Origin of the sequence: Salarchaeum japonicum, assembly GCF_049705945.1 — an archaeon.
In the GTDB taxonomy this organism is placed as follows: Archaea; Halobacteriota; Halobacteria; order Halobacteriales; family Halobacteriaceae; genus Salarchaeum; species Salarchaeum japonicum_A.
The window spans coordinates 1,895,562-1,917,887 of the sequence record NZ_JBNAMV010000004.1 but is presented as its reverse complement, the minus strand read 5'-3'; the positions used below and the strand labels follow the sequence as shown (position 1 = coordinate 1,917,887).

29 protein-coding genes are annotated in these 22,326 nt (G+C 66.4%); 8 read left to right on the top strand and 21 right to left on the bottom strand.

Going from position 1 to position 22,326, the window contains the following annotated elements; translation table 11 throughout:
- Positions 1 to 12: 12 nt before the first annotated feature.
- From ACOZ4O_RS12205 to ACOZ4O_RS12175, 7 genes are all read right to left on the bottom strand, one after another.
- Positions 13 to 738 carry a ribosome assembly factor SBDS gene (locus ACOZ4O_RS12205; protein ID WP_424525602.1) on the bottom strand — a complete coding sequence of 242 codons (726 nt, stop codon included), beginning with the start codon at positions 736 to 738 and terminating at the stop codon, positions 13 to 15.
- Between the two features lie 78 nt (positions 739 to 816).
- Entirely contained in the window at positions 817 to 1,596 is a 780-nt protein-coding gene (psmA, locus tag ACOZ4O_RS12200) for an archaeal proteasome endopeptidase complex subunit alpha (RefSeq protein WP_424525600.1), read from the bottom strand.
- Positions 1,597 to 1,599: 3 nt separating this feature from the next.
- The gene (locus tag ACOZ4O_RS12195) at positions 1,600 to 2,079 is read right to left on the bottom strand and encodes an Rpp14/Pop5 family protein (protein ID WP_424525598.1); all 480 of its coding nucleotides are present in this window, start codon (positions 2,077 to 2,079) and stop codon (positions 1,600 to 1,602) included.
- On the bottom strand, positions 2,076 to 2,684 hold the full coding sequence (locus tag ACOZ4O_RS12190) for a class I SAM-dependent methyltransferase (RefSeq protein WP_424525596.1): 609 nt from the start codon (positions 2,682 to 2,684) through the stop codon (positions 2,076 to 2,078). Before ACOZ4O_RS12190 ends, ACOZ4O_RS12195 begins: the two co-directional genes overlap by 4 nt.
- The gene (locus ACOZ4O_RS12185) at positions 2,668 to 3,363 is read right to left on the bottom strand and encodes an RNase P subunit p30 family protein (RefSeq protein WP_424525594.1); all 696 of its coding nucleotides are present in this window, start codon (positions 3,361 to 3,363) and stop codon (positions 2,668 to 2,670) included. Before ACOZ4O_RS12185 ends, ACOZ4O_RS12190 begins: the two co-directional genes overlap by 17 nt.
- A complete protein-coding gene (locus tag ACOZ4O_RS12180) occupies positions 3,363 to 3,779 on the bottom strand; it encodes an RNA-binding protein (RefSeq protein WP_424525592.1) in 417 nt (138 codons plus the stop codon). The genes ACOZ4O_RS12185 and ACOZ4O_RS12180 overlap by 1 nt, the downstream gene beginning before the upstream one ends.
- Positions 3,780 to 3,839: 60 nt before the next feature.
- Positions 3,840 to 4,031, bottom strand: coding sequence for a DUF1918 domain-containing protein (locus tag ACOZ4O_RS12175; protein ID WP_424525590.1), 192 nt, complete (start codon positions 4,029 to 4,031; stop codon positions 3,840 to 3,842).
- A 155-nt stretch (positions 4,032 to 4,186) separates the two neighbouring features.
- On the opposite strand from ACOZ4O_RS12175, the gene ACOZ4O_RS12170 reads away from it, so the two are divergent.
- Complete coding sequence (locus ACOZ4O_RS12170) at positions 4,187 to 4,747, top strand: NUDIX hydrolase (protein WP_424525588.1); 561 nt, start codon at positions 4,187 to 4,189, stop codon at positions 4,745 to 4,747.
- Here ACOZ4O_RS12170 and ACOZ4O_RS12165 read toward each other — a convergent pair whose 3' ends face one another.
- The 3 genes from ACOZ4O_RS12165 to pyrB all read right to left on the bottom strand — a co-directional run bounded on the left by ACOZ4O_RS12165 (position 4,748) and on the right by pyrB (position 7,176).
- Positions 4,748 to 5,632: a hypothetical protein gene (locus ACOZ4O_RS12165; protein WP_424525586.1), complete on the bottom strand. Its 885-nt coding sequence runs from the start codon at positions 5,630 to 5,632 to the stop codon at positions 4,748 to 4,750.
- 186 nt (positions 5,633 to 5,818) lie between these two features.
- Positions 5,819 to 6,277, bottom strand: a complete 459-nt coding sequence (gene pyrI, locus ACOZ4O_RS12160; protein ID WP_424525584.1) for an aspartate carbamoyltransferase regulatory subunit — start codon at positions 6,275 to 6,277, stop codon at positions 5,819 to 5,821.
- Positions 6,274 to 7,176 (bottom strand): aspartate carbamoyltransferase, encoded by a 903-nt coding sequence (gene pyrB, locus ACOZ4O_RS12155; protein WP_424525582.1) that lies wholly within the window; start codon positions 7,174 to 7,176, stop codon positions 6,274 to 6,276. The genes pyrI and pyrB overlap by 4 nt, the downstream gene beginning before the upstream one ends.
- Positions 7,177 to 7,222: 46 nt before the next feature.
- On the opposite strand from pyrB, the gene ACOZ4O_RS12150 reads away from it, so the two are divergent.
- Complete coding sequence (locus ACOZ4O_RS12150) at positions 7,223 to 7,813, top strand: MinD/ParA family ATP-binding protein (protein ID WP_424525580.1); 591 nt, start codon at positions 7,223 to 7,225, stop codon at positions 7,811 to 7,813.
- Between the two features lie 51 nt (positions 7,814 to 7,864).
- On the opposite strand, the gene ACOZ4O_RS12145 is transcribed toward ACOZ4O_RS12150, so the two are convergent.
- Both ACOZ4O_RS12145 and ACOZ4O_RS12140 read right to left on the bottom strand, forming a co-directional pair.
- Positions 7,865 to 8,764, bottom strand: a complete 900-nt coding sequence (locus ACOZ4O_RS12145) for an FKBP-type peptidyl-prolyl cis-trans isomerase (RefSeq protein ID WP_424525578.1) — start codon at positions 8,762 to 8,764, stop codon at positions 7,865 to 7,867.
- Between the two features lie 48 nt (positions 8,765 to 8,812).
- Positions 8,813 to 9,001 (bottom strand): DUF7511 domain-containing protein, encoded by a 189-nt coding sequence (locus ACOZ4O_RS12140; protein WP_424525576.1) that lies wholly within the window; start codon positions 8,999 to 9,001, stop codon positions 8,813 to 8,815.
- Between the two features lie 112 nt (positions 9,002 to 9,113).
- Here ACOZ4O_RS12140 and cyaB point away from each other — a divergent pair, with 112 nt between their 5' ends.
- Together cyaB and ACOZ4O_RS12130 are read left to right on the top strand one after the other, a co-directional pair.
- Positions 9,114 to 9,680 (top strand): class IV adenylate cyclase, encoded by a 567-nt coding sequence (gene cyaB, locus ACOZ4O_RS12135; RefSeq protein ID WP_424525574.1) that lies wholly within the window; start codon positions 9,114 to 9,116, stop codon positions 9,678 to 9,680.
- Between the two features lie 69 nt (positions 9,681 to 9,749).
- Positions 9,750 to 10,955 (top strand): methionine adenosyltransferase, encoded by a 1,206-nt coding sequence (locus ACOZ4O_RS12130; protein ID WP_424525572.1) that lies wholly within the window; start codon positions 9,750 to 9,752, stop codon positions 10,953 to 10,955.
- Here ACOZ4O_RS12130 and ACOZ4O_RS12125 read toward each other — a convergent pair.
- Genes ACOZ4O_RS12125 through ACOZ4O_RS12115 form a run of 3 tightly spaced genes read right to left on the bottom strand, consistent with a single transcriptional unit; the run spans position 10,952 to position 13,451 of the window.
- Complete coding sequence (locus ACOZ4O_RS12125) at positions 10,952 to 11,758, bottom strand: hypothetical protein (RefSeq protein WP_424525570.1); 807 nt, start codon at positions 11,756 to 11,758, stop codon at positions 10,952 to 10,954. The genes ACOZ4O_RS12130 and ACOZ4O_RS12125 overlap by 4 nt on opposite strands.
- Positions 11,755 to 12,930 (bottom strand): DNA primase small subunit PriS, encoded by a 1,176-nt coding sequence (priS, locus tag ACOZ4O_RS12120; protein WP_424525568.1) that lies wholly within the window; start codon positions 12,928 to 12,930, stop codon positions 11,755 to 11,757. The genes ACOZ4O_RS12125 and priS overlap by 4 nt, the downstream gene beginning before the upstream one ends.
- Positions 12,931 to 12,971: 41 nt before the next feature.
- The gene (locus tag ACOZ4O_RS12115) at positions 12,972 to 13,451 is read right to left on the bottom strand and encodes a GNAT family N-acetyltransferase (RefSeq protein ID WP_424525566.1); all 480 of its coding nucleotides are present in this window, start codon (positions 13,449 to 13,451) and stop codon (positions 12,972 to 12,974) included.
- Between the two features lie 102 nt (positions 13,452 to 13,553).
- Here ACOZ4O_RS12115 and ACOZ4O_RS12110 point away from each other — a divergent pair, with 102 nt between their 5' ends.
- The 3 genes from ACOZ4O_RS12110 to ACOZ4O_RS12100 are packed head-to-tail and all read left to right on the top strand — an operon-like array spanning position 13,554 to position 16,213.
- On the top strand, positions 13,554 to 14,306 hold the full coding sequence (locus tag ACOZ4O_RS12110) for a DUF502 domain-containing protein (protein WP_424525564.1): 753 nt from the start codon (positions 13,554 to 13,556) through the stop codon (positions 14,304 to 14,306).
- Positions 14,307 to 14,714, top strand: a complete 408-nt coding sequence (locus tag ACOZ4O_RS12105; RefSeq protein ID WP_424525563.1) for an archease — start codon at positions 14,307 to 14,309, stop codon at positions 14,712 to 14,714. It begins immediately after the preceding gene.
- A 38-nt stretch (positions 14,715 to 14,752) separates the two neighbouring features.
- A complete protein-coding gene (locus ACOZ4O_RS12100; protein ID WP_424525562.1) occupies positions 14,753 to 16,213 on the top strand; it encodes an RtcB family protein in 1,461 nt (486 codons plus the stop codon).
- Here the strand turns inward: ACOZ4O_RS12100 and ACOZ4O_RS12095 are convergent.
- Positions 16,203 to 16,550, bottom strand: coding sequence for a hypothetical protein (locus ACOZ4O_RS12095; RefSeq protein WP_424525561.1), 348 nt, complete (start codon positions 16,548 to 16,550; stop codon positions 16,203 to 16,205). The two genes, ACOZ4O_RS12100 and ACOZ4O_RS12095, sit on opposite strands and share 11 nt — an antisense overlap.
- A 59-nt stretch (positions 16,551 to 16,609) precedes the next feature.
- Between ACOZ4O_RS12095 and ACOZ4O_RS12090 the strand changes: the two genes are divergently transcribed.
- Positions 16,610 to 17,464: a translation initiation factor eIF-2B gene (locus tag ACOZ4O_RS12090; protein ID WP_424525560.1), complete on the top strand. Its 855-nt coding sequence runs from the start codon at positions 16,610 to 16,612 to the stop codon at positions 17,462 to 17,464.
- 254 nt (positions 17,465 to 17,718) lie between these two features.
- On the opposite strand, the gene ACOZ4O_RS12085 is transcribed toward ACOZ4O_RS12090, so the two are convergent.
- Genes ACOZ4O_RS12085 through ACOZ4O_RS12065 form a run of 5 tightly spaced genes read right to left on the bottom strand, consistent with a single transcriptional unit; the run spans position 17,719 to position 22,263 of the window.
- On the bottom strand, positions 17,719 to 19,548 hold the full coding sequence (locus ACOZ4O_RS12085; protein WP_424525559.1) for an FAD-binding protein: 1,830 nt from the start codon (positions 19,546 to 19,548) through the stop codon (positions 17,719 to 17,721).
- Positions 19,549 to 19,551: 3 nt separating this feature from the next.
- On the bottom strand, positions 19,552 to 20,394 hold the full coding sequence (locus ACOZ4O_RS12080) for a succinate dehydrogenase/fumarate reductase iron-sulfur subunit (protein WP_424525558.1): 843 nt from the start codon (positions 20,392 to 20,394) through the stop codon (positions 19,552 to 19,554).
- Positions 20,391 to 20,762, bottom strand: a complete 372-nt coding sequence (locus ACOZ4O_RS12075; protein WP_424525557.1) for a succinate dehydrogenase hydrophobic membrane anchor subunit — start codon at positions 20,760 to 20,762, stop codon at positions 20,391 to 20,393. Before ACOZ4O_RS12075 ends, ACOZ4O_RS12080 begins: the two co-directional genes overlap by 4 nt.
- A 1-nt stretch (position 20,763) precedes the next feature.
- Positions 20,764 to 21,189 carry a succinate dehydrogenase, cytochrome b556 subunit gene (gene sdhC, locus ACOZ4O_RS12070; protein ID WP_424525556.1) on the bottom strand — a complete coding sequence of 142 codons (426 nt, stop codon included), beginning with the start codon at positions 21,187 to 21,189 and terminating at the stop codon, positions 20,764 to 20,766.
- 51 nt (positions 21,190 to 21,240) lie between these two features.
- A complete protein-coding gene (locus ACOZ4O_RS12065) occupies positions 21,241 to 22,263 on the bottom strand; it encodes a succinylglutamate desuccinylase/aspartoacylase family protein (RefSeq protein WP_424525555.1) in 1,023 nt (340 codons plus the stop codon).
- Positions 22,264 to 22,326 lie beyond the last annotated feature (63 nt).

The following is a 22,326-nucleotide window of genomic DNA, read 5'->3' as shown; positions in this document are numbered from 1 at the left end:
AGAAATCAGCGGTTAGCGCGTCGAGAGTTCGTCCTTTTCCTTGATGATTTGGGTCTCCGCCTCGCCGCTCGTGTGCTCGTTCACGAGGTCGTAGAACTCGTTCTGCATCCCGGCCGGGAACGTGAGCACGCCAACCCAGGAGCCGTCGGCCTGCCACTCCTCGCGGTCGAGGTCGCCGAACTGCCGAATCTGGGACTGCGCGCTCCCCGCGTAATCCGCGGGCACCTGCACCGCCACCGTCACCTCGTCGAACCGGATCGGAATCACCGGCCGCAGCGCGTCCAGCGCGTCGTCCACCTGCGTATCCACGGGTTCCATCGGATCCACCGTGAATCCCGCCTGCTCCAAGGCGTTCTCGATGCGGTCCGGCGGATGCGGCGCGTTGTCCATCTGGGGGTTCACCGCGTTCCGCGCGATGGTGTTGATGAGCTGTTTGCGCTTCTGTTCCTGCATCTCCTTGCGTTGCTCCGCCGTTATCTGGATCTCTCCGCGTTCGACGACCTCGGGGATGATTTCGAGCGGGTCGGTCGTCCCGAAGACGGTTTCGAGGTCCTCCTCGGCGGGTCGGTCGCCGCGGGAGGCGTTCTCGAACACGTCACGGGCGGCGATGACGTCCTCCAGGTCGCCGTCGAACTCGCCGCGTTTCATCGCGAGCGCCGCGTCCGGGTCGATGAGTACCTCGAAGCGCTCACCGTGCGACTCGAGGCGTGCGGTAACGGCTTCGTCGAGCGAAATCATACCGAGGACTACGCCCCCGGAGGGGAAAAAGGTGGTAGCCGTCGCTCCGCGGGTGCGAAACGAGAGAAGGCGACGGGGTTACTCGTCCGCGCCGTCCGCGTCCTCCGCGGACTCGGCGTCGGAGTCGGCCTGCAGGTCGAAGTCGTCGAGGTACTCGTCGATCTCGTCGTTCGTCAGTTCGACGAAACTCCGGGACTCGGCGTCCACGGTCGCGACGCCGATACCGGACGCGGTGAGGCCCTCCTCGTGCGTCTCCGCGAGCGAGCGGAGCGCGAGCCCGACGGCCTCGTCGAGTTCGAGGTCGGTCTGGTAGTTCTCCTCGAGGTAGCTCTGGATGTCGTCGCGGCCGGAGCCGATGGCGAGCGCCTTCCACTCGTTCGGCGTGCCGGACGGGTCCGTCTCGAAGAGCCGGGGGCTGCCGTCCTCGTCGACGCCGCCGATGAGGAGCGCGACGCCGAACGGGCGCGCGCCACCGACCTGCGTGTACTGCTGGATGTGGTCGGTGATGTCCTTCGTCAGCGTCTCCACGCCGATGGCCTCGTCGTAGCGGAGGCGGTTGACCTGGGCGTTCCGGCGCGCGAAGTCGATGAGCTGGCGCGCGTCAGCGACGTGACCGGCGGACGCGATGCCGATGTGGTTGTCTGCCTTGTGAATCTTCTCGACGCTCGTCTCCTCCATCAGGGAGGAGCGGATGCGCTTGTCCACGAGGAGGACGACGCCGTCCTCGGCGCGCACCCCGATGGACGCGGAACCTCGTTTGACGGCTTCCCGGGCGTACTCCACCTGGTAGAGCCGACCGTCCGGGGAGAAGATCGTGATACCTCGGTCGTATGCTTGCTGTTGGTTTTGACCCTGCATAGTTTAGTCCAAATCAGAGCGGGTCGCGCCCACGTACGCACCCTCGACGTCGATGTCGATGCGGCCGTCGCGAGCGACGGCGCGCCGGGTGGCGTTTCTGAACACGACTTCTTCCTCGCCCGTACTTAAACTCGCGCGTCCTAAATAGTTTTCTTCCGCGGCACGCACCGTCCCCGAAACCCCGCGGACGGCGACGCGAACCGCCTCGCCGTCGACCTCGCTGACGCACGCGAGCGCCGCTCGTGCTTCGCTCACGTGGCCGCGGCGCGCCCGCACGATGGCCTCGCCCGTCCCGTCGTCGAACGAGAACGAGAACACGCGCAGGTCTGCGTCCGCGCTCCCCGGGTCCCCGAGGAGGTTGCCCGCGGCGTACCAGAGCGCACGCTGGAACTCACCTCGAAAGACGTCGGCGTCAGGCCAGGCTTCGAGTTCGACGGCGAGGTAGCGCCAGCGCGGCCGCAGGTGCTTCGGGAGGTGTTTCATGCGCGTTCGGCGACCAGCACGCCGACGTGGTCGTGCACCATCTCGACCGCCGTGAGCGCGTAGCCCGCGTCCGTGAACGCGTCCGCGAGCACGCCGACGGTCGCCGGGTCGTCCACGTCGGGGCTGAAGAACGGTTCGTCCGGGTTCGGCTCCCCGAACAACATCACGTCACCGAGCACGATTTTTCGCGGGCCGAGGGCGGCGATGACGTCGATGGCCTCGCGCTTCTCGTCGTCCGAGAGGTGGTGCATCGCGAAGTTCGAGGTCACCACGTCCACGGGGCCGTCGTAGTTCGGACTACGGAAGCGACCCTCGCCGAACTCGACGTTCGAGATGCCGCGCTCTTTGGCTTTCTCGCGGGCCTGTTCGAGCATTCCCTCGCTGATGTCGCGGCCGACCACGCGACCCGCGGAATCAGCGAGTGCGAGCGCGATAGCGCCCGTGCCCGTCGCCAAGTCGAGCACCGTCTCGTCGCCTGACAGTCCGCGAGTGGCGTGTTCGACGACGAGGCGGACGCACTCGTTGTACTCCTCGCTCTTGTTCTCGTCGTACTCCGCCGCTATCTCGTCGAAGCGCGCGGCGTGCTCGTCAAGCGTCTTCTTCATACCGTCCCCTACGCACGCCGGGCGCTATGAAGTCGGCGGACATCCGCTCGCGGTTCCGCGCCGCGAGCACGCCCCACTCCCGGAGACCGGCGCGAATCTGGTCCTCGCTGAACCCCGCCTGTTCGCCGACAGCGACGAGTTCGCGGACCGCGCGAGCGTCGAGGTGGGTTCGGGGCGTGGCGCTCACCACGAACGGCGCGTCGTAGTGCTCGACGATCTCCCGGAGCTTCCGGAGGCCGCGCAGCGCCTGCACGCGCCGACCACCCGACTCGCGGAGCACCGGCCCGAAGTCGAACTCCAGGCGGACCGCGTTGCGCTTCGCCGCCTTCACGACCACGTGATTCACCTCGCTTCCGGGCCGCGAGAGCACGTCCACCTTCTCCTCCTCGGCCGCGTACCGGTTCATCGTCGCGTTCCCGCCGTGCACGCAGAGAACGGTCACGTCCGAGCGGAGGTTCGTCACCGCGCCGCTCGCGCCGGTCGGGTCCTCGGCATCCACCGTCACTCCATCGACGACGTCAATGTCGTGTTCCTCGCGAACGCGCTCCGCGTCGTACTCGGGGCGGTTACCCGCTCGGCTCCGGACGACGACGCCGTCGTACTCCACACCCGCGAGCGTCTCCGCGAGGCGGGCGACCGTGCTCGCGCCGTCCGGGTACGCGAACGCGGCCTCGTACATCACAGCGCCTCGCGAGCGTTCTCCAGCGCGGCCTCGCGCTTCGCTGGATACGCTTCGACCTTCCCGCGCAGCGAGATTCCGTCGCCCAGTTCGGCCTCACCTTCGAACGCCGCCTGCTTGTCGAGGTGCGCGAAGAACTCGCAGTTCTCCGTCACGCGGTCGTCCAGTTCGTCGCGCAATCGCTCGATGTCCGCGCCGTCTCGCAGTCGTTCGAGCACGTAGCGCACGTCGTCCGCGAGTTCGACACGCGCCGAGAACACCACGATTCGGTCGCCGTTGTGGCCGCGGTTCTCCGCGCGCTGTACGTCCGCGTCCTCCGGCAGGAAGTACCGGAGCGCGGACTCGACGCGCTCGTCCGCCTCCGTCTCGTAACAGAACGCTCGGAGGTCGAGGTAGTGGAACGGAACAGAACTCATTACTCCGAATACGGGGTCGCAGGATAAAAACGCCGTCCTCCGCGACGGCGCGCGTCGTCTCTACTCTTCTGTCTCTTCGGCAGCTTCGAGGCTGTCCTCGGGAACGCCGGCCTCCTGGCCGTCGTCGAAGGACACCGTGTAGTTCGCGTCGCCGAACATCGTCTCGACCTTCTGCGTGATTTCGCCCGTCTCGCCGTCGTAGTCGCTGTGCTCGTCGTGCAGAACGACCGCGTCACCTTCTTCGAAGCTCATATTCCTGGATTCCCGCGGCCCGGCCAAAAGCCCCCCGGTTCGCCCCGACAGAAACGTTATGCCGCATTGTCGTCAATATAATCGCATGATACTCCCCACTCACGCCACGCGCACGCCGCATCGCCATCGGAGACAGACGCACGAACCGCCGCGCAATGCCGATTGACGACACGTGGTTCCTCGCGCAGCGCGCGGAACAGACCGCCGAACGCGCCTACCATCGCATCAGCGACACGCACGACGACTTCGTAGAGTTCTCCCGCACCCGCCACGTCGGCCGCAACCGCTTTCGAACACTCGCGGAACGCATCGAGGAGACGGGTGCGCCGTTCGGCGCGCACACCATCGTCTACCGGCCGTCCGGCGAACTCCTGCTCGTCCGCCACGACGGCGTCGACCTCTGGGTGCTCCCCGGCGGCGGCGTCGAAACCGACGAGACCTACCGGGAAGCCGCCGAACGCGAACTCGACGAGGAAGCCGGCGTCGACGCAGACTACTGCGGCCTCGCAATGGTTACCCGAATCACCGTCCGCTCCGGCCCCTACGAGACCCGGGGCGTCCTCCCCGTTTTCGCCGCCGACGCCACCGACTGCACGGAACCCGAAATCAGCGACCCCGACGACGAAATCAGCGCCGCCCAGTGGTTCCACGACCTCCCCGACGACACCCGAGACAGAGACGACCTCGAACAGTGGCGCAACCGCGTACTCGCCTGACTACTCCGCGCCGAACTCGACGCCGTCCCGGGTTTCGGCGTCGATGCGGCGGAGCGCCGCTCTCGCGTTCCCCGCCTGGTACCCGAAGAACACGTCTTTTGCGTACTCCTCGGCGACTTCGGTGGCGTGGAGGAGGTTGTCGATATCGATGTCGACGGCGTAGAGTTCGACGCTGAACGGCGTGTCAAGGAGGGTCTGGAAGCCGGAGGCGATGGTTTCGAGCCAGTACGTGGTGCCGTAGTTCGTGTCGTAGAGCGGGACGACGAACTCGTCCACGTACTCGCTGAGGGCGTCGATGTCGAGGCCGGCGCGCTCGTAGAGGTGTCCGGGGTAGGGGTCGGGGTAGAGCGTGAAGTAGAGGTCGCCGGGGACGCGGTCGCGGACTTCGGCGACGAACTCCGTGATGACGGACGCACGCCAGTCGTACCAGTTCTCGTGGTCACTGTCTCTCGGTTCCGTTCCGTCACCGCTCGACTGTTCGGTGGAGCGTTGCTCCACCCACTCATCAAACGCCTCTTCACAGCGCTCGCAGTGACAGTAGCCGTCGCGGGGGAATCCCACGTCGTCGAGGCGCACGTCGTCGTTAGCGTTGGTACAGGCCTCGATGACCTCTATGAGGCCGTTCTTGTAGTGACCGGCGCTCGGGCAGACGTACCCCCAGTCGAAGTACGTGCGCTCCTTCGTCGCCTCGTTGCCGTCGGCGTCCACGGGGACGAGGTCGGGGTCGGTCTCGGCGGTGGCGGTGTCGCCGAAACACGACACCATGTTCACGCCGTTCTCCACGGGGTCGGTGTGGCGGCCGGTGACGTCCTTCACCTCGTAGAACCCGCGGTCGAACTCCGGCCAGTCCAGTTCCTCGGCGTTCCGCGTGACGACGCCGTACATAAAGAGAGGGAGGGCGGCAGGAGGGGTAAGTGGTTCGTTAGTCGATGCGGTCGACGGCTTCCTCGCCGTCGTCGCTCCCCGTGAGGAACTTCACGGCGACGTAGAGCAGGATGAGGGCAATACCGGCCTTCAGGAGTTTGCGTGCCATACCTGACAGTAGACGGCCATCCCTCTTAGTGTTGGGGCTTACGCGACCAGGTGGTCCGTCAGGTCGTCGCGGACGATGGTCTCGCAGTACGCACAGCGCACGCCCTCCGAGAGCACGTCGAAGCGCGGCCGGACGGGCTCGCCCGCGTTCGTGATGCAGTCCGGGTTCGGGCACGCGAGCACGCCGTCGACGGTCTCCGGGGGTTCGACGCGCTTCTTCTCCGCGACCTCGTACTCCCGGATGATGTTGATGGTCGCGTCCGGCGCGATGAGCGACAGCACGTCGAGTTCGTTCTGACTCAACTCCCTTCCTTCGACCTTCACAACGTCCTTCTTCCCCATCGTCTGACTCGGGACGTTCATCCCGAGGCTCACGGCTTCGCCGCCGGAGCCGTCGATGTCGAGGAGCGCGAGGACGTGCAGGGCTTCGCCCGCGTTCACGTGGTCGATAACGGTGCCGTTTCGGATCTTGCTGACGCGGAGTTCGGTGTCTGTCATAGCAGGGAGTCGAGGAGGGCCATTCGGACGGGAACGCCGTTGTGCGCCTGACTGAAGTAGGTCGCGTGCTCAGTGTCGTCGAGTTCGGGCGCAATCTCGTCCACGCGCGGGAGCGGATGCATGATGGAGAGGTCGTCCCGGGCGCGCGCGAGCGTCTCGGCGTCGATACTGTACTTTCCGGCGACTTTCCGGTACTCTTCCTCGTCGGGAAAACGCTCGCGCTGGATGCGCGTGACGTACAGCACGTCGAGGTTCGGCAGCACGTCGTCCAGGCTCTCGTGTTCGCGGACGTTCGCGCCGGCCTCGTGGAGGTCGTAGCGGACGCTCCGCGGGAGTTTGAGGGACTCGGGGCTGATGAAGTGCTGGCGGGCGTCGAACTTCGTCAGCGCGTGCGCGAGCGAGTGCACCGTCCGGCCGTACTTCAGGTCGCCGAGGATGCCGATGGAGAGGTCGTCCAGTCCGGCTTTCTCCCGGATGGTGTAGAGGTCGAGGAGCGTCTGGCTCGGGTGGTGGCCCGCGCCGTCCCCCGCGTTCACCACGGGCACGTCCACGTACTCGCTCGCGAGCTGGGCCGCGCCCTGTTTCGGGTGGCGGAGGACGATGGCGTCCGCGTATCCCTCGATGACGCGCACCGTGTCCGCGAGCGATTCGCCCTTCTTCACCGACGACGACTCCACGCTCCCCATGTCGACGATGTCGCCGCCGAGGCGCTTCGCCGCGGTCTCGAAACTCATCTTCGTGCGCGTGCTCGGCTCGAAGAAGCATAGGGCGAGCAACAACTCTGGATGTCGCTCCCGGAACGCCGCGGGGTCGGCCGCGAACTCGCTCGCGCGGTCGAGCACGGCCTCGATGTCGGCGCGCGAGAGTTGTTTCGCGGTCAGCAAGTGGTCGTGACGCATCACCGAGTAGGGGGTGCGCCGCTACCTTGAATCTCCCGACCCGGAGTTGAAATGCGAAGCCGACACACTCCGGGACGTGCTCGCCGTCACCGGCGGAAAGGGCGGAACGGGAAAGACCACGACGACGCTCGGCCTCTCGGCCGCGTACGCCCGCCAGCGCCGCCGCCCAACCGTCGTCGACGGAGACCGCGATATGCCGAACCTCGCCATCACCGCCGACGCCGCGGGACTCACGGGTATCGACGTGGTGGCGAACCGCGACGGCCGACCCATCGGCGACGTGCTCCCCGCTCGACGGCGCGGCCCCGTGCTCGTCGACTGCCCCGCCGGCGCAGGCCCCGACGCCGTCGACCCGCTCCGCCGCGCCGACAGCGCCATCCTCGTCACCACCCACGACCGCGAATCAATCGAGGACGCCCTCAAAACCGCCGAACTGGCGCGCGCCGTCGGTGCACGAATAGCCGGCCTCGCCGTCACCCGACACGGAACCGTCCCCGACGGACTCACCGACACGCTCGACACCGACCACGCCGTCGCGATTCCACCCGTCGAACACCCGCTCACGCACCCGGACGCAACCGCCGCCTACGACCACCTCGCCGCCACACTCCAGCCGCACCGCTCACCGAGAAAATAAACGGAAAATCGCGGCCGCGGAATCGCTCGTTCGTGCAGCCGGGGGCTTCGCTTACTCTTCTAGTTCTTCGGCTTCGAGCTCTTCCGCGATTTCGTCGGCGTCGACGTCGGCGTCTTCGAGCGCGTCCTCGATGTCGCCGAGGTCCTCGCCGCCAGCGCCGCCGCCCATCATGCCGCCCATGCCGCCCATCATGCCGCCCATGCCGGAGCCGTCGATGACTTCCTGAACGATGACGCGGTCGATGTCGAGCTGGTCGATGACCTGCTGGAGGATCTGCTGCTTCCCCATCATCCACTGCTGATTGAACTGGAGCTGGGGGTTCTGGTCGATGTAGAGCGTCTCCTTCTCGACCGTCTCCGTTTCGGTCTCGACTTCTTCCTCGACCTCGTCCGTTTCGAGGTGCATGTCGAGTTCGACGTCGAAGTACATCGAGAGGAGGCCCTGGGCCTTCTCCAGGCGGTCCGTGACCTCGCCGAGTATTTCGTACTCGTACTCGACGTCTTGGCCGGCGAGCGCGTGGTTGAAGTCGACGCGGGCGCGGCCGCCGACGATGGTTTCGACGTGACCGTGCTCGCCGTCGATGTCGACGTGCGCGCCGGGGTACCGGGAGTCCTCGGGGATCTTGTCGGACTTCACGGTGCGGACCTGGTCCTCGTCGTACTCGCCGAACGGCGACTCGACGACGATGCTGCCCTCGTCACCGACGTTCTTGCCGATGATGTCGTCCTCGACGGGTTCGAAGATGTGACCCTCGCCGAGGATGATGGTGCGGGGCGCGAACTCCTGTTCGTCGGTGTCGACGCCTTCCTCCTCCGCGATCTCCTCGTCAGTCGTGTCGACGAGTTCCCCGCCTTCGACGGTGCGGGCGGTGTAGGCGAGCTTGATGAAGTCGCCGTCCTGCAGTCCTTCCGCGGATTCGTCGGCCGTGTCGGCCTCAGGTTCGTCGCTCATACCCCAATGGACTGCCGTTCCATCCTTAAGAAGCACGGTTCCGGTGCGTTACCGGAACTCGTCGAGCGAGAGGATGACCGACTCGTTCACCGTCAGCCAGGCGGTGGTGCGCTCCTCCTCGCTCGCGTCGACGGGGGAGACCGTGCAGCGCGCGGGTTCGCCCGTGGAACGCACCGTCTGTGCGCGCAGCGGGGGAATCGCGTCACCGGTGCCGGCGGGGCGCGTGGTGTGAGTCACGACACGCGTGGAAGGCCGCGGAATCAGGAAGAACCCTGCTATGTGGCGCGTATAGCCCTCCGGAGCCGTCCGGAGTCGGCAGGCTTTCGGCGGCCCGGCCGCGAGCACGAGTATGTACGAGGTCGAAGCGAAGGTGGCGGCGGACCACGAGCGCGTGCGGCGCGAACTCGACGCCCGGGACGCGACTGCGGGGGAGACGGTGGTGCAGGAGGACACGTACTTCGACGCGCCCCACCGCGACTTCGCGGAGACGGACGAGGCGCTGCGCGTGCGCGAGCAGGCGACGGTTCGCGAGGGAGAGGCCCCCGGGGAGGCGCTCAACGGCGCGGACTCCCGCGTGACGTACAAGGGCCCGCTCGTGGACGACGAGTCGAAGACGCGCGAGGAACACGAAACCGGCGTCGAGTCGGGCGACGAGCTGCGGGCGGTGCTCGACGGAGTCGGGTTCACGGAGGCCGCGCGCGTCCGGAAGGTCCGGTCGTACTACGCGCTCGACGGCGTGACAGTGACGCTTGACGACGTGACGAATCTTGGTGAGTACGTCGAGGTCGAACTCGAAGTCGAGTCGGAGGCGGACATTCCCGACGCCAGAGAACGCGCGTACGGCGTGCTCCGCGACCTCGGTCTCGACCCGGACGACCAACTCCGAACGTCCTACCTCGGCCTCCTCCTCGAATAACCACGAGGAATATTCGGAGGGTCGGTCGTTTCCGCAAGTTATAGGAACGGCTGTCGGGTATCTCGGGTAATGACGAAGCGCAATATTCGCGTCCGCCCCATCGACAGGGACGCGGTCGAAGACGAGGAAGTCGAAATCGTGGAGCGAAAGGGCCTCGGCCACCCCGACTCCATCTGTGACGGCATCGCCGAGCGCGTCTCTCAGGCGCTCGCGCAAGCCTACCTCGACCGCGTCGGCAAAGTCCTCCACTACAACACGGACGAGACGCAGCTCGTCGCCGGCAGCGCCGCGCCCGCGTTCGGCGGCGGCGAAGTCATCGAACCAATCTACGTCCTCATCGTCGGCCGCGCCACGAAAAAGTACGAGGGCAAACACATCCCCGTGGACGCCATCGCGCTCGACGCCGCCCGCGACTACCTCCGCGAAACCCTGCCCGCGTTGGACCTCGAAACCGACGTCATCGTCGACGTAAAACTCGGCGAAGGCAGCGGCGACCTTCAGACCGTCTTCGGCGAGGAAGGGAAGGCCGTACCGATGGCGAACGACACCAGCTTCGGCGTCGGCCACGCCCCGCTCACCGAGACCGAGACGCTCGTCCACCAGACCGAGTACCGCCTCAACACCGAGTACCACGACGAAAACCCCGCGCTCGGCCAGGACGTGAAAGTCATGGGGAAACGCGAGGGCGACCAGATAGACCTCACCGTCGCCGCCGCGCTCGTGGACGAACACGTCCCCGACATGGACGCCTACAAGAGCGAAGTCGAGTCCATCCGCGAGTACGTCACCGACCTCGCCGCCGAACACACCGACCGCGACGTGACCGTGCACGTCAACACCGCCGACGACTACGAAGACGGCTCCATCTACCTCACCACCACCGGCACCAGCGCCGAACAGGGCGACGACGGCAGCGTGGGTCGCGGGAACCGCGCGAACGGCCTCATCACGCCGAACCGGTCGATGAGCATGGAAGCCACCTCCGGCAAGAACCCCGTGAACCACATCGGGAAGATCTACAACCTCCTCTCCACCGAAATCGCGCACGACGTGGTGCACAAGGTCGACGGCATCCGCGACCTCCGCATCCGCCTCCTCAGTCAGATCGGTCGCCCCATCGACGAACCGCACGTCGCCGACGCGCACCTCGTCACCACCGAGGACACCGACATCGAAGAGATCGAGGGCGAAGTCCGCGAGCGCATCGACCACCACCTCGAACACGTCACGGACATCACCGAGCGCGTCATCGAGGGCGAACTGACGACGTTCTAGAGTTCTTCCGCCGCGTCCTTCTCCACGAGCGGTTTCGCGTTCTCCGACGGCAACACGACGACGTCCTCCGCTTCGAGCGAGTACTGGCGCTCGTCCACGCCGAACACGTCCCCCACGTCCCGCGTGATGCGGACTGTCGTCCGCTCCGCTTCGTCCTCGATGCTATCGTTCTCGGCCGTACCGTCGTCCGCGGCCGCGTCGTCGCCTGCGGCCGTCGATGGCGCGGCGTCCGGGGACTCGTCGGGCGTGTCGAGGTCGCTTCCCATCGCCGCCGCGGCGCTCGACTCGTCCGGTTCGTCCGGTGTGAGCGCCTCGTCACTCGAGTCCGACACAGTGTCCGGTTCGGGGTTCGCGTGAGCCGCGTCGATCGGGTCGGGACTAGCGCCGCCGCCCGCCGATTCATCGTGAGCGTCGGCTTCGCCGGCGAGCACGTCGAGGACGTGGGACTTGTTCTCCTCGATGCGGGCGACGAGGTCCTCGTACAGCCGGCGCTCCTCGTTCGTCAAACCCTCCGTGTTACCGGTCATCCCGGCGGCCGCGAGGCTCGCCTGCTTCACGAGCTTTCCCATCCGGCGCTCGTAGATGGCTTCAGACACCTGCTCCGCCGTCTCAATCTCGTCGGTGAGCGTCTGCACCTCCGACGACGCGAACGGGTCGTCGGCCTCAGCGGCCGCGCGCTCGCGCTCGTCCTTTCGCTCCTGGATGTAATCGGCGACCTCCTCGTAGAAGGAGTCGCGGAGGTCCTGGAGGCTGTCCGAGGAACGTTCGCGCGAGCGCACCGCGCGCAGGTCTTCTAAGTTCATTCTTGGCCTTTCTCCGCCCACCCGCGGGCCATCAGGAAGACGCCCGCGTACTCCGGTAGCGACACCACGCCCGGCTCCACACTAAACGTTTCGCCGAGCAAGGAGAACTCGTACTCTCTCGTCGGTTCCACGGTGATGTCGTGGCCGACGAACGTCTCCGGAACCGCGTCCTTGAGCGGGTCGAAGTCGTCCAGTTCGTCCCGGGAGAGCCGCTGAACGACGAGGCCGCTGCCGCCGTGGAGCGTGCCCGGGAACCGAATCAGGCGGTGCGTGTCCGTCGTCACGGGCTCGTCGATAGCGGCCTGCTGCTCGGCCACCGTCTCAGCGACGAGCTTCCGCGCGAGCGTCAGGAACGCCGGGTGGACGTCCACGTTCCCGCGCTTGACTTCCGCGGTGTTGTTCTCGACGACGTTGTAGATGGCCTGCGCGGACTTCTCGCCGATACCGTCGAACGTCTGCAACCGATAGATAGCCTCCTCCTCGTCGAGGTCGAGGAGGTCGTCCACGAACGAACCGATGTGGTCGACTGCTCGCCGCCCCCAGCCGCCGTCGGTCGGGAGCGTGCGCTTCGTCGTCGGGTTCTTCAGCCCGACGCCGCTCACCGTTTCCTCCCGAACGAGCGAGTCGAGTTCGAGGCCGTTCCCAAGCACGTAGTCCACGACCTCGCGGCGCTGCTCGCGCTCCAACCCTCGAATACTGGGGTCGCGGACGTGGACGTGGTACCCGCGGCCGCCGGAGAATACGAGTTCGAGGTCGTCGAATCCGAAATCGTTGTCAAGGAAGTCGAGGAGGCGGTAGAGCGCGTCCTTGCACTTCGCGAGCATCTCGCCGTAGGAGTCCTCCCCGAGTGTTACGTTCGGCAAATGGTCGGCGTCTAAATCGAAGATGAGGTCGGACTCCCGCCAGGTCTTCTCGTCCATCGAGCTCGCGGACGGTTCGTCGTAGTAGCCCGCGGAGAAGTAGACGTGGCGCGGGCGCTCCCGGCGCACGAACTCCTCGAGGTCGCCGAGGTCGAGCAGGGACTTGTGCCGGACCATCGTCGTGTCCGGCCCCGACGTCCACGGGATGTAGCCCCACTCGCGGTCGTCCGCGCCCGGCGGCGGCGACAGGCTCGCGTTCCGGTAGTAGTCCCGGAACCGCCCCCGCAAGTAGGCTCGCGTCCGCTCCTCCATGCTTCTCGAACCCTACCGCGGCCGCGGTAAAAGACGTGTCGTTACCGCCGCAGGAACTCGCTGAGTTTATCCCGGAACTTCCCGCGCTCCCCGAGTCGGAGGTAGTACGCCGTGCCGCCGTCCTCGTAGTAGTTGTCGATGCGGCGCTCCACTTCGAACCCGAGGTGTTTGTAGAACGCGAGCGCGTTCTCGTTCGACGCGCGGGCGTGACAGGACACGGTCTCCGCGTCCTCCGCGACCGCCGCGACGAGACGCTCGCCGAACCCCTCGCCGCGATACTCGGGGGACACCGCGAGGAAGAGAATGTAGCCGTCCCGGCGGGCCGCCGCGAACCCGACGAGCGTGTCGTCGCCCGCGACGTACGCGTACACGGTCGCGCGCTCGTAGGCGTCCGCGAAGAACCGCCACCGCTGCTTCAGGAGCGACTCGTCCTCCCGAATCGCCTCCTTCAACTCCCACGCTTCCTGAAGGTAGTCGTCGTCGCCCCGCGGAACGACGCGCTTCTCGACGGTGACGCTCACTACCCCCGCGTACGCCGCACGCGAATATAATTCCACCGTCCCCCTGCCGCAATCGTCCCCGCCCGCAATCCTTTCATCGGCGCCCGGCGTTGACGGGGACGTATGTCCGCCGATTCAATGCCGCCGCCGGACCGCGTGCAAGAAGCCGGGGAGAACGCGTACTCGAAGGTCCGGGAAGCCGCGCTCACCGGCGTCGCCGTCATCATCCCGCTCCTCATCACGCTCTACGTGCTCACCGCCGCCATCGGCGTGTTCAAGGACATGCTTCGGCCGGTCCGTGAGGCGATGATTCAGGCGGACTTCGCGCCGTTCGCGTCCTCACTCCTCATCGAACTCACCGCCGTCGTCCTGCTCGTCGCCGTCATCTTCGCCGTCGGATTCACCGCCTCGTTCTCGTACGGGAAGACAGCCATCGCGTACTTCGACAAACTCGTCGAACGCGTCCCCGGTATCGGCGCGGTGTACAAGAGCTTCCGACAGATGAGCGACGTGATGCTCGAATCCGACGCGAACAACTTCCAGGACGTGAAAATCGTCGAGTACCCCCACGAGGGCACGTACACGCTCGGGTTCGAGACCACGCGCACCCCGAAACCGCTGCGGAACGCCGTCGGCGACGACACCCTCCGCACGCTCTTCCTCCCGCTCGCCCCGAACCCCGTGATGGGCGGATTCCTCGCGCACATCCCCGAAGACCGCGTGATGGACGTCGACATGACCGTCGAGGAAGGGATGCGCGCCGTCGTCACCACGGGCGTCGCCGTCGCCGGCGACGAGACCGACGGCCTCTCCCAAGAGGAGCTCTCTCGGCTCACCGGAAGCGACATGTCGGATGCGCTCTCAGACGACGAGTAGATGTACGAACTCCGCGAACACACCGCCGACATCGCCGTCGAAGCCACCGGGGAGACGCTCGGCGACGCGTTCGCCGCCGCCGCGGACGGCATGGCGGCCGCGATGTGCGAGGACGTCCCCGCGAACGGCGAGCGCTTCGAGCTCGCGGAGACCGCAACGTCTCGGGATAGACTGCTCTACGACTACCTCGACACGCTCATCTACGAACGCGACGTGCGCGGCGTTCTCCCCGTCGACAACACCGCCACCGTCACCGAAACCGCCGACGGCTACCAGCTCACCGCGAGCGCTCGCGGCGTCCCCCTGCGGGACGTGCACGCCCGCGACCTGAAAGCCGTCACATACTCCGAGATGGAGATAGCGGAGACCCGCGACGGCTGGCGGGCGTACGTCGTCTTCGACGTATAGACGAAACGTATTCTTCCGTCCCGGCCCCATCGAACGATATGACCACGTTCGACGCCGACGGCGTCACTCTCGAACGCGTCCGCGAACACGTCTGGGAACTCCCCCAAGAGGACGGAATGACCGTCCCCGCCCGCGTCCTCGCCAGCGAAGCACTCCTCGAACACATCAAGGACGACGACACGCTCGACCAGATAGCGAACGTCACCCACCTCCCCGGCGTCGTCAAACACGCGCTCTGCATGCCGGACGGCCACCAAGGCTACGGCTTCCCCGTCGGCGGCGTCGCCGCCATGGACGCCGAAAGCGGCTGCATCAGTCCCGGAGGAGTCGGTTTCGACATCAACTGCGGCGTCCGCATGGTGAAGACGAACCTCACCTACGACGACGTGCAGGGCCGCGAGGAAGAACTGGTGGACGCGCTGTTCGACGCCGTTCCGACGGGCCTCGGCGGCGGTGGCGTCGTGGAGTCCAGTCACAGCGCCGTCGAAGGGATTCTAGAGGACGGCATGGAGTGGGCGCTCCGCGAGGGGTACGCGGTGCCCGACGACCTCGAGCACTGCGAGGACGAGGGCCGGCGGCTGGACGCCGACCCGAGCGCGGTGAGCCAGAAGGCGAAGGACCGCGGCGCGAACCAGATCGGAAGCCTCGGCTCCGGAAACCACTTCCTCGAAGTCCAGCGCGTCACCGACATCTTCCGCGCGGACGTAGCGGACGCCTACGGCCTCGAAGCGGACCAGATCGTCGTTCTCATTCACTGCGGGTCGCGCGGCCTCGGCCACCAAGTCTGTTCGGACTACCTGCGGCGCATCGAGGACGAACACCCGGACTTCCTCGACAGCCTCCCCGACAAGAACCTCGCCGCCGCGCCCGCCGGCAGCGCGCTCGCGGACGAGTACTACGGCGCGATGTGCGCCGCCATCAACTTCGCGTGGGTGAACCGCCAACTCATCATGCACCAGACCCGCGAGGTGTTCGCCGACGTGTTCGACACCACGTGGGAGGACCTCGAAATGGACCTGCTCTACGACGTGGCGCACAACATTGCGAAACGCGAGACACACACCGTGAACGGCGAGGAACGCGACCTCTACGTCCACCGGAAGGGCGCGACGCGCGCGTTCCCCGCCGGCCGCGAGGAAGTCCCGCCCGCGTACCGCGACGTCGGACAGCCAGTCATCATCCCCGGAAGCATGGGCGCGGGAAGCTACGTCCTCCGCGGCGGCGCGGACTCCCTCGACGTGACGTTCGGCTCCACCGCACACGGCGCGGGCCGCTTGATGAGTCGCACGCGGGCGAAACAGCAGTTCGACGCCGACGACGTTCAGACGGGACTGGAAGAACACGACCGCATCTACGTGAAAGCGCAGAGCGGCGAGACCATCGCGGAGGAAGCGCCCGGCGTCTACAAGGACGTGGACGAAGTCATCCGCGTCTCGGACGAACTCGGCATCGGCGACAAGGTCGCGCGGACGTTCCCCGTCTGCAACATCAAGGGGTAGGGCCGCCCGGGCCCTGCGGGCCGCGTGGCTCGCTCGGCCGGACGTTGAGTTCGACGTACTCCGACGCGGGTTCGGAGTCGATTTCTCGACCCTCGTCGTGCCGGACGAAGTTCAGGTAGAACGGCTCCCCACAGCCGTCCTCGCTCCAGTCGACGCCGTCGCTCTCCCCGCAGACGAACCGAACGCCGTCGGCGTCCGCGTGCGGGAGCGCACTCGGTGGGTCGTACGACCAACCCTCCAGTGGATACGGCGTCACCGACTTGTCGGCGAGGTAGGCGTCTCGTTCGACGGTCGCGAGCGTCTCGCAGCGCGGACAGTAGTACGTCACGTCGGCCATACGCAAGGGACGAGCCGTGGGGCGAAACGCATTTCCCCCGCGGCGGCGACGCCCCGAGTATGATAGACGAGACCGCCGAGGAGATTCGGGAGATGCGAACGCACTCCTCCTCGGTCGTCGCCGTGAAGGCCGCGCGAGCGCTCTGCGAGCTCGACGAGCAAGAGTTCCCGACCGTGGAGGAGTACGTGCGGGCGCTGGAGCGGAACAGCCGCGCGCTCCGGCGCGCCAGTCCCTCGCACGCGAGTCTCGTCACGACACAGCGAGAAATCGTGAACGCGGTTCGAGACGCCGACCTCGAGTCGGTCGCGGACGCGAAGCAGGTGACCGGCGAGGCAGTCGACCGCGTGGTCGAACGCGTCGAGTCCGCGAAACACGCGGCCGCCGAGCACGTCGCGGAGACGCTCGACGACGGCGCGACCATCCTGACCCACGACTACTCGACCACCGTCTTGGAAGCAATCGAACTCGCGGCGGAAGACGGCGCGTACCTCGACGTGTACGTCACCGAAGCCCGTCCGCGCCACCTCGGGCGGAAAGCGGCGCGCGTGCTCGCCGAAATCGACCGCGTCAGCCCGACGCTCATCGTGGACGGTGCCGCAGGCTACTATCTCGACGACTGCGACCAGGTGGTCGTCGGGATGGACTGCATCGTGGACGACACGCTCTACAACCGCGTCGGCACGTACCCGCTCTGCGCGACCGCGAGCGACACGGACACGCCCGTGACCGTCGCGGGGTCGAGCGCGAAAATCGTGGACGGAGGCGGGTTCCGGTTCGAGAACGAGTTCCGCACTGAGAGCGAGGTTATCCGCGAACCCCCCGAAGGGTTCGAGGTCGCCAACCCGTCGTACGACGAGACGCCGATGCGTCTCCTCAACCGCGTGGTCACTGAGGACGGCGCGCAGACGTTCTAGGGCGAACACGGAGACTCCCACGAGCGCGTCGGCCGTCCCCGAATTTCGCGGCCCGACACGCCCCACCACTCAGGACATACCGACCGCTGGCCGCGGCTTCCTACTTGAATGCTCGGAGTACGAATAATGGAGTCGGAAGAGCGTTCGCGGCGCGTCGCGCCGCGATTCACTCGCTCGCGGAGCGAGCGAGCATTTTTAGTGGAGGTTTTTACTCAAGCGGTCGCCTCCGGCGACCCGCTGAGTAAAAAAGTCCGTTAGTAGGACCGTTCTTTCGGCTCGTAGGTCTTGTTTTCGCCGTCGAGGATGACGGGACGGTACCAGAGTTCGGGCTGGCCGTCGTTCCAGGAGACCATCGTGTGTTTGAGCCACTCGTCGTCCTTGCGCTCCTGATGTTCCTTGCGCCAGTGTGCGCCGCGGAATTCGTCGCGGGCGAGCGCGCCCATGGTGAGGGCTTCGGCGATATCGAGGATGTTCCGGGTTTCGAGGGTGTGCTGGAGGTCGGTGTTGAACGTCCTGGATTTGTCGGCGACGTACACGTCCTCGTAGCGTTCGCGGGCGTCCCGGATGTCGTGGAGCGTTTCTTTGAGAGCGCCTTCCTCCCGGAAGACGTTGACGTTCGCGGTCATCGTCTTCTGGATGTCGGCGCGGATTTCGGCGTGCTGGGTGCCTTCGTCCTTTTCGAGGAGGCGCGTGATGCGTTCGTCCTCGCGTTCGACGGTGGCGCCCACGACGGTTTCGGGGTCTTCGGCGGCGAGTCCGCCGTCCGCGGCGGCTTCGTCGTCGTTCACGGTTCCGAGGGAAGCCGTGGTGTCGAGGTCTTCGAGCTCGGGGTTCGTGGGTTTCCCGGTCTGAATCTTGGGTTCGCCGAAGTCGCGGCCGGCGGCGTGCGAGCCGGCGCGCTTCCCGAACACGATGAGTTCGGGGAGGGCGTTCCCGCCGAGGCGGTTCCCGCCGTGCACGCTCACGCACGCACATTCGCCGACGGCGTACAGGCCGTCGATGCAGGTCTGGCCGTGTTCGTCCGTTTCGATGCCGCCCATCGCGTAGTGGTGGCCGGGCTTGACCGGCATCGGTTCTTCGAGACCGTCGACGCCCTCGAAGTCCTCCGCGAGGTGGAGGATGTTTTCGAGGCGGTCGAGGATGCGTTCCTCGCCGAGGTGACGCATGTCGAGCATCACGTACTCGTCCTCGAACCCGCGTCCCTCGTTCACTTCGGTGAGTTCGGCGCGTGCGACGACGTCGCGGCTGGCGAGTTCGCCGTCGTTGGTCGCGTACCCGTACTCGAACATGAACCGTTCACCCTCTGAGTTGTAGAGGATGCCGCCCTCGCCGCGCACACCCTCGCTGATGAGGACGCCCGTGGAGGGGAGCGTGGTCGGGTGGAACTGAATGAACTCCATGTCCTCCATCGGGACGCCGGCGCGGTACGCCATCGCGACGCCGTCGCCGGTGTTCGCGACCGCGTTCGTGGTGTGGTCGAACACCTGCCCCATCCCGCCAGTCGCGAGGATGACGCCGTCGTTCGCGCGGAAGCCAGCGAGTTCGCCGGTCTGCACGTCGTAGCCGACGATGCCGTGGCAGTCCCGTTCGTTCGGGTCGTCCTCGTCGGTGACGGCGAGGTTCGTGACGTACCACTCGTCGTACACCTCGATGCCGCGCTTGACGACCTGTTCGTAGAGCGTGTGAAGGAGGTGGTGGCCGGTCTCCGCGCCCGCGTACGTGGTGCGGGGGAAGGAGAGGCCGCCGAACGGCCGCTGGCTGACGCGACCGTCGTCCTCTCGGCTGAACGGCATCCCCCAGTTTTCGAGTTCGATGACGTTCTCGGGCGCGTCCTGCGCGAGCGTCTCCACCGCGGGGGCGTCACCGAGGTAGTCCGACCCCTTCATCGTGTCGTACGCGTGGTCCTGCCACGAGTCGCCGTTCCGCAATGCGGCGTTGATTCCGCCCTCGGCCGCGCCCGTGTGGGAGCGAACCGGGTGGAGTTTCGTGACGAGCGCCACGTCCGCGCCTTCCTCGTGGGCCGCGATGGCCGCACGGAGTCCGGCGCCGCCTGCACCGACTACGAGTACGTCGTGTTCGTACATGATTTACCAGAATTTGAGATTGCTCTTCACGGCCTCCCGCTTGAGCTCCTGAATGTGTTCCGTGAGCGGGATGTCCTTCGGACAGACCGTGGTACAGGAGAACTGGGTCTGGCAGCGCCAGACGCCGTGTTCCTGTTCGATGATTTCGAGGCGTTCCTGCTGGCGTTCCTCGCCTTCGCGGTCGTCGAAGTAGAACCGGTAGGCCTTGTTGATGGCCGCGGGACCGAGGTATTCGTTGTCGCCAGCGGCGATGTTACAGGAGGACATGCACGCACCGCACCAGATGCAGCGCGTGCTCATCTTGATCTTCTCCCGGTTCTCGCGGGACTGGAGCTGTTCGCCCTCGGGTTCCTCCGCTGGGCTGAAGTAGGGTTCGACCGACTCCATCTGGTCGTAGAAGTGCTCCATCTCCACGACGAGGTCCTTCACAACGTCCGCGTGCGGGAGCGGTTCGACCCGCACCGTGTCCGAGTTGTTGAGGTCCTGAATCTGGGTCTGACAGCCGAGGCGCTGGCTGCCGTTGATGAACAGCGCGTCCGACCCACAGACGGCCTGCCGGCAGGAGTGCCGGAAGGTGAGACTGGAGTCGAAGTGGTCGCGCGCGTGCATCAGCGCGTCCAGCACCGTCATCCCCTGTTTCCGCGGGACGTGGAACGTGTCGAAGCGCGGTTCCTGTTTGTCCGCGATTTCGGGGTCGTACCGGAATACCTTCAGTTCGACCGTGTCCTCCGCGGTCTCGGTGGCCGCGGATGCGGCTTCTTCGGCGCGCTCTTCCTTGCGTTCGAGACGTTCGGCCTGCGGGTCCGTCTCCGACTCCGTCTGCGTGTCCGGTGATTGCGTGCTCATAGTAGACTACCTCCGGCGAGTGCGAACGAGACGCGGAGTCCCTGCACGAACAGGGCGACGCCCGCGACGACCAGCACCCACTTCGCGACGCGCTTCGGCGTGCCGCTGATTCCCTGATTGACGAGTGCGTTGTAGACGCCGTTGACGCCGTGGAACGTCGCCGTTCCGAGGAACAACACCATCGTCAGCCAGTACGCCGGTACCTCCATCCGACCCATGCTGCCCGCGAACGTGATTTCGGGCGCGTGGTTGTAGAAGTGCAGGAGGAAGAAGTGGAACGCGAGCGTCACCACGAGGAACGCCGCGGTGATTCGCTGCAGGAACCACGCCAGACCGCCGCGACTGAATGAGGAGTATCGTTCTGCCATGCTAGAATGCCCCCGAGAGGAACGTCGGCACGCTCGCCACGACGATTGCGCCGGTGAGGACGAGCGAGGCGTAGAAGCTCTTGTCTTGCTGTTCGAGTCCGAGTCCGAGATCCACGAGAAGCAGGCGAACGCCGTTCAGGATGTGGAAAACGGCGACCGCGAGCAGTCCGACTTCGAGGAACCGGACGATGACGATGCTTTCGAGGCCGTGAAGCGTCTGGGTGTAGATGTCCTCGCCGTTGGCGATGACCGCGGCGGAGGCGTCCGCCGCCGGAAGCGCCGTGCTGAGAACCGAAATATGCGTGAACAGGTACGCGATGAGTACCCATCCCGTGAACTTATGGAACACCCAGGCCCACATGCCGGCCGAGAACTCCCGCCATCGGCCGAAGTCCTCGATGAGGCCCCGGTCGTACGACTGACTCATACCACGTGAATCTCTGACCCCGCTCCACATAGAAGTTACTAACCCCGCATCCTACGCGGGGCGCTCCGGCATCGTTCCGTTGCGGTCGCGTTCGTACGCGCGCCGCGTCGGTTCGTCGAGTTCGACGAGGTGACAGAGCGGGTTCCCGGGATAGACAACCGGATTCTCCAGCAGGCCGACGAGAAGGCCGGTGAACGGCGCGGACACCTCGTCTCGCGTGGATTTGAAGGGGTTGGTGATGGTGCAGACGGTGTCGCCCTCGTGAACGAGGTCGCCGTGGGCGTAGTGGGTTTCGACGATGCCGCCGGCGTCCGCGCGCAGCCACGTCTTCTCGCCGGACTCGATGGTGGTGCGCCAGCCCGGCCAGTCCACGGGGTCGGCGGGGTGGAGGCCGTACTGGGCGAGCACGCTCGCGACGCCGTCGAGCGCTTCGTCGATGAACCGCCGCTGGAACCGGTGGGCTTCCCCCATTTCGACCGTGATGGTGGGCGCGCCGGCGTCGCTCGCTTCCCGGCGGAGCGTTCCCTCGGGGCCGGTGCTGTCGATGATGACGTTCGACCCGAACGCGCGTGCGAGCGCCGCCACGTCCTCGTCGTCCATGTTGGCGCGGACGTGGAGCATGTTCGACCGGCCGCGCGTCGACGTGTGGAAGTCGACGCCGTAGTCGCAGGGTTCGATGAAGTTCGTGAACAGCTGGTGCGCCATCCGTTTCGCGCTCGTCGAGGTGTCGCTCCCGGGAAACGAGCGGTTGAGGTCGCGGTCGTAGACGGGGAGGTAGCGCTCTTGGGCGATGAACCCGGGGACGTTCACGACGGGTATGCAGACGAGCGTGCCGTGGAGGTTGTCGTGCGGCCAGTCCTGCGCGACCTCCCGCACGACCTCGATGCCGTTGAGTTCGTCGCCGTGCACGGCCGCGGAGAGGAACACCGTGGGGCCGTCGTAGGGGCCGTTGACGATGGTGATGGGGACGCGGACGGGGTCGCCGAGGTAGGTCTCGCTGATGCTGTACCGGATGTCGGCGGTCTCCCCCGGGTCGACCCGGCCGCCGTTGTACGTGAACGCCCCGTCTGTCATTGTCGAGTCTGGGTGCCGGATGCGTAAAAACGTGTGCTGGCGACCCAGCAGGATGCGGCACGC

What these genes read in the sequence shown, in the direction of transcription:
- ACOZ4O_RS12100 (WP_424525562.1), top strand. Translation starts at nt 14,753, where the DNA reads ATGACCACGTTCGACGCCGACGGCGTCACTCTCGAACGCGTCCGCGAA.
- ACOZ4O_RS12175 (WP_424525590.1), bottom strand. Translation starts at nt 4,031, where the DNA reads ATGAGCTTCGAAGAAGGTGACGCGGTCGTTCTGCACGACGAGCACAGC.
- ACOZ4O_RS12125 (WP_424525570.1), bottom strand. Translation starts at nt 11,758, where the DNA reads ATGAACTTAGAAGACCTGCGCGCGGTGCGCTCGCGCGAACGTTCCTCG.
- pyrB (WP_424525582.1), bottom strand. Translation starts at nt 7,176, where the DNA reads ATGCGTCACGACCACTTGCTGACCGCGAAACAACTCTCGCGCGCCGAC.
- cyaB (WP_424525574.1), top strand. Translation starts at nt 9,114, where the DNA reads ATGTACGAGGTCGAAGCGAAGGTGGCGGCGGACCACGAGCGCGTGCGG.
- ACOZ4O_RS12110 (WP_424525564.1), top strand. Translation starts at nt 13,554, where the DNA reads ATGTCCGCCGATTCAATGCCGCCGCCGGACCGCGTGCAAGAAGCCGGG.
- ACOZ4O_RS12065 (WP_424525555.1), bottom strand. Translation starts at nt 22,263, where the DNA reads ATGACAGACGGGGCGTTCACGTACAACGGCGGCCGGGTCGACCCGGGG.
- pyrI (WP_424525584.1), bottom strand. Translation starts at nt 6,277, where the DNA reads ATGACAGACACCGAACTCCGCGTCAGCAAGATCCGAAACGGCACCGTT.
- ACOZ4O_RS12130 (WP_424525572.1), top strand. Translation starts at nt 9,750, where the DNA reads ATGACGAAGCGCAATATTCGCGTCCGCCCCATCGACAGGGACGCGGTC.
- ACOZ4O_RS12145 (WP_424525578.1), bottom strand. Translation starts at nt 8,764, where the DNA reads ATGAGCGACGAACCTGAGGCCGACACGGCCGACGAATCCGCGGAAGGA.
- ACOZ4O_RS12085 (WP_424525559.1), bottom strand. Translation starts at nt 19,548, where the DNA reads ATGTACGAACACGACGTACTCGTAGTCGGTGCAGGCGGCGCCGGACTC.
- sdhC (WP_424525556.1), bottom strand. Translation starts at nt 21,189, where the DNA reads ATGAGTCAGTCGTACGACCGGGGCCTCATCGAGGACTTCGGCCGATGG.
- ACOZ4O_RS12080 (WP_424525558.1), bottom strand. Translation starts at nt 20,394, where the DNA reads ATGAGCACGCAATCACCGGACACGCAGACGGAGTCGGAGACGGACCCG.
- ACOZ4O_RS12195 (WP_424525598.1), bottom strand. Translation starts at nt 2,079, where the DNA reads ATGAAACACCTCCCGAAGCACCTGCGGCCGCGCTGGCGCTACCTCGCC.
- ACOZ4O_RS12105 (WP_424525563.1), top strand. Translation starts at nt 14,307, where the DNA reads ATGTACGAACTCCGCGAACACACCGCCGACATCGCCGTCGAAGCCACC.
- ACOZ4O_RS12165 (WP_424525586.1), bottom strand. Translation starts at nt 5,632, where the DNA reads ATGTACGGCGTCGTCACGCGGAACGCCGAGGAACTGGACTGGCCGGAG.
- ACOZ4O_RS12190 (WP_424525596.1), bottom strand. Translation starts at nt 2,684, where the DNA reads ATGAAGAAGACGCTTGACGAGCACGCCGCGCGCTTCGACGAGATAGCG.
- psmA (WP_424525600.1), bottom strand. Translation starts at nt 1,596, where the DNA reads ATGCAGGGTCAAAACCAACAGCAAGCATACGACCGAGGTATCACGATC.
- ACOZ4O_RS12090 (WP_424525560.1), top strand. Translation starts at nt 16,610, where the DNA reads ATGATAGACGAGACCGCCGAGGAGATTCGGGAGATGCGAACGCACTCC.
- ACOZ4O_RS12205 (WP_424525602.1), bottom strand. Translation starts at nt 738, where the DNA reads ATGATTTCGCTCGACGAAGCCGTTACCGCACGCCTCGAGTCGCACGGT.
- ACOZ4O_RS12075 (WP_424525557.1), bottom strand. Translation starts at nt 20,762, where the DNA reads ATGGCAGAACGATACTCCTCATTCAGTCGCGGCGGTCTGGCGTGGTTC.
- ACOZ4O_RS12185 (WP_424525594.1), bottom strand. Translation starts at nt 3,363, where the DNA reads ATGTACGAGGCCGCGTTCGCGTACCCGGACGGCGCGAGCACGGTCGCC.
- priS (WP_424525568.1), bottom strand. Translation starts at nt 12,930, where the DNA reads ATGGAGGAGCGGACGCGAGCCTACTTGCGGGGGCGGTTCCGGGACTAC.
- ACOZ4O_RS12180 (WP_424525592.1), bottom strand. Translation starts at nt 3,779, where the DNA reads ATGAGTTCTGTTCCGTTCCACTACCTCGACCTCCGAGCGTTCTGTTAC.
- ACOZ4O_RS12095 (WP_424525561.1), bottom strand. Translation starts at nt 16,550, where the DNA reads ATGGCCGACGTGACGTACTACTGTCCGCGCTGCGAGACGCTCGCGACC.
- ACOZ4O_RS12170 (WP_424525588.1), top strand. Translation starts at nt 4,187, where the DNA reads ATGCCGATTGACGACACGTGGTTCCTCGCGCAGCGCGCGGAACAGACC.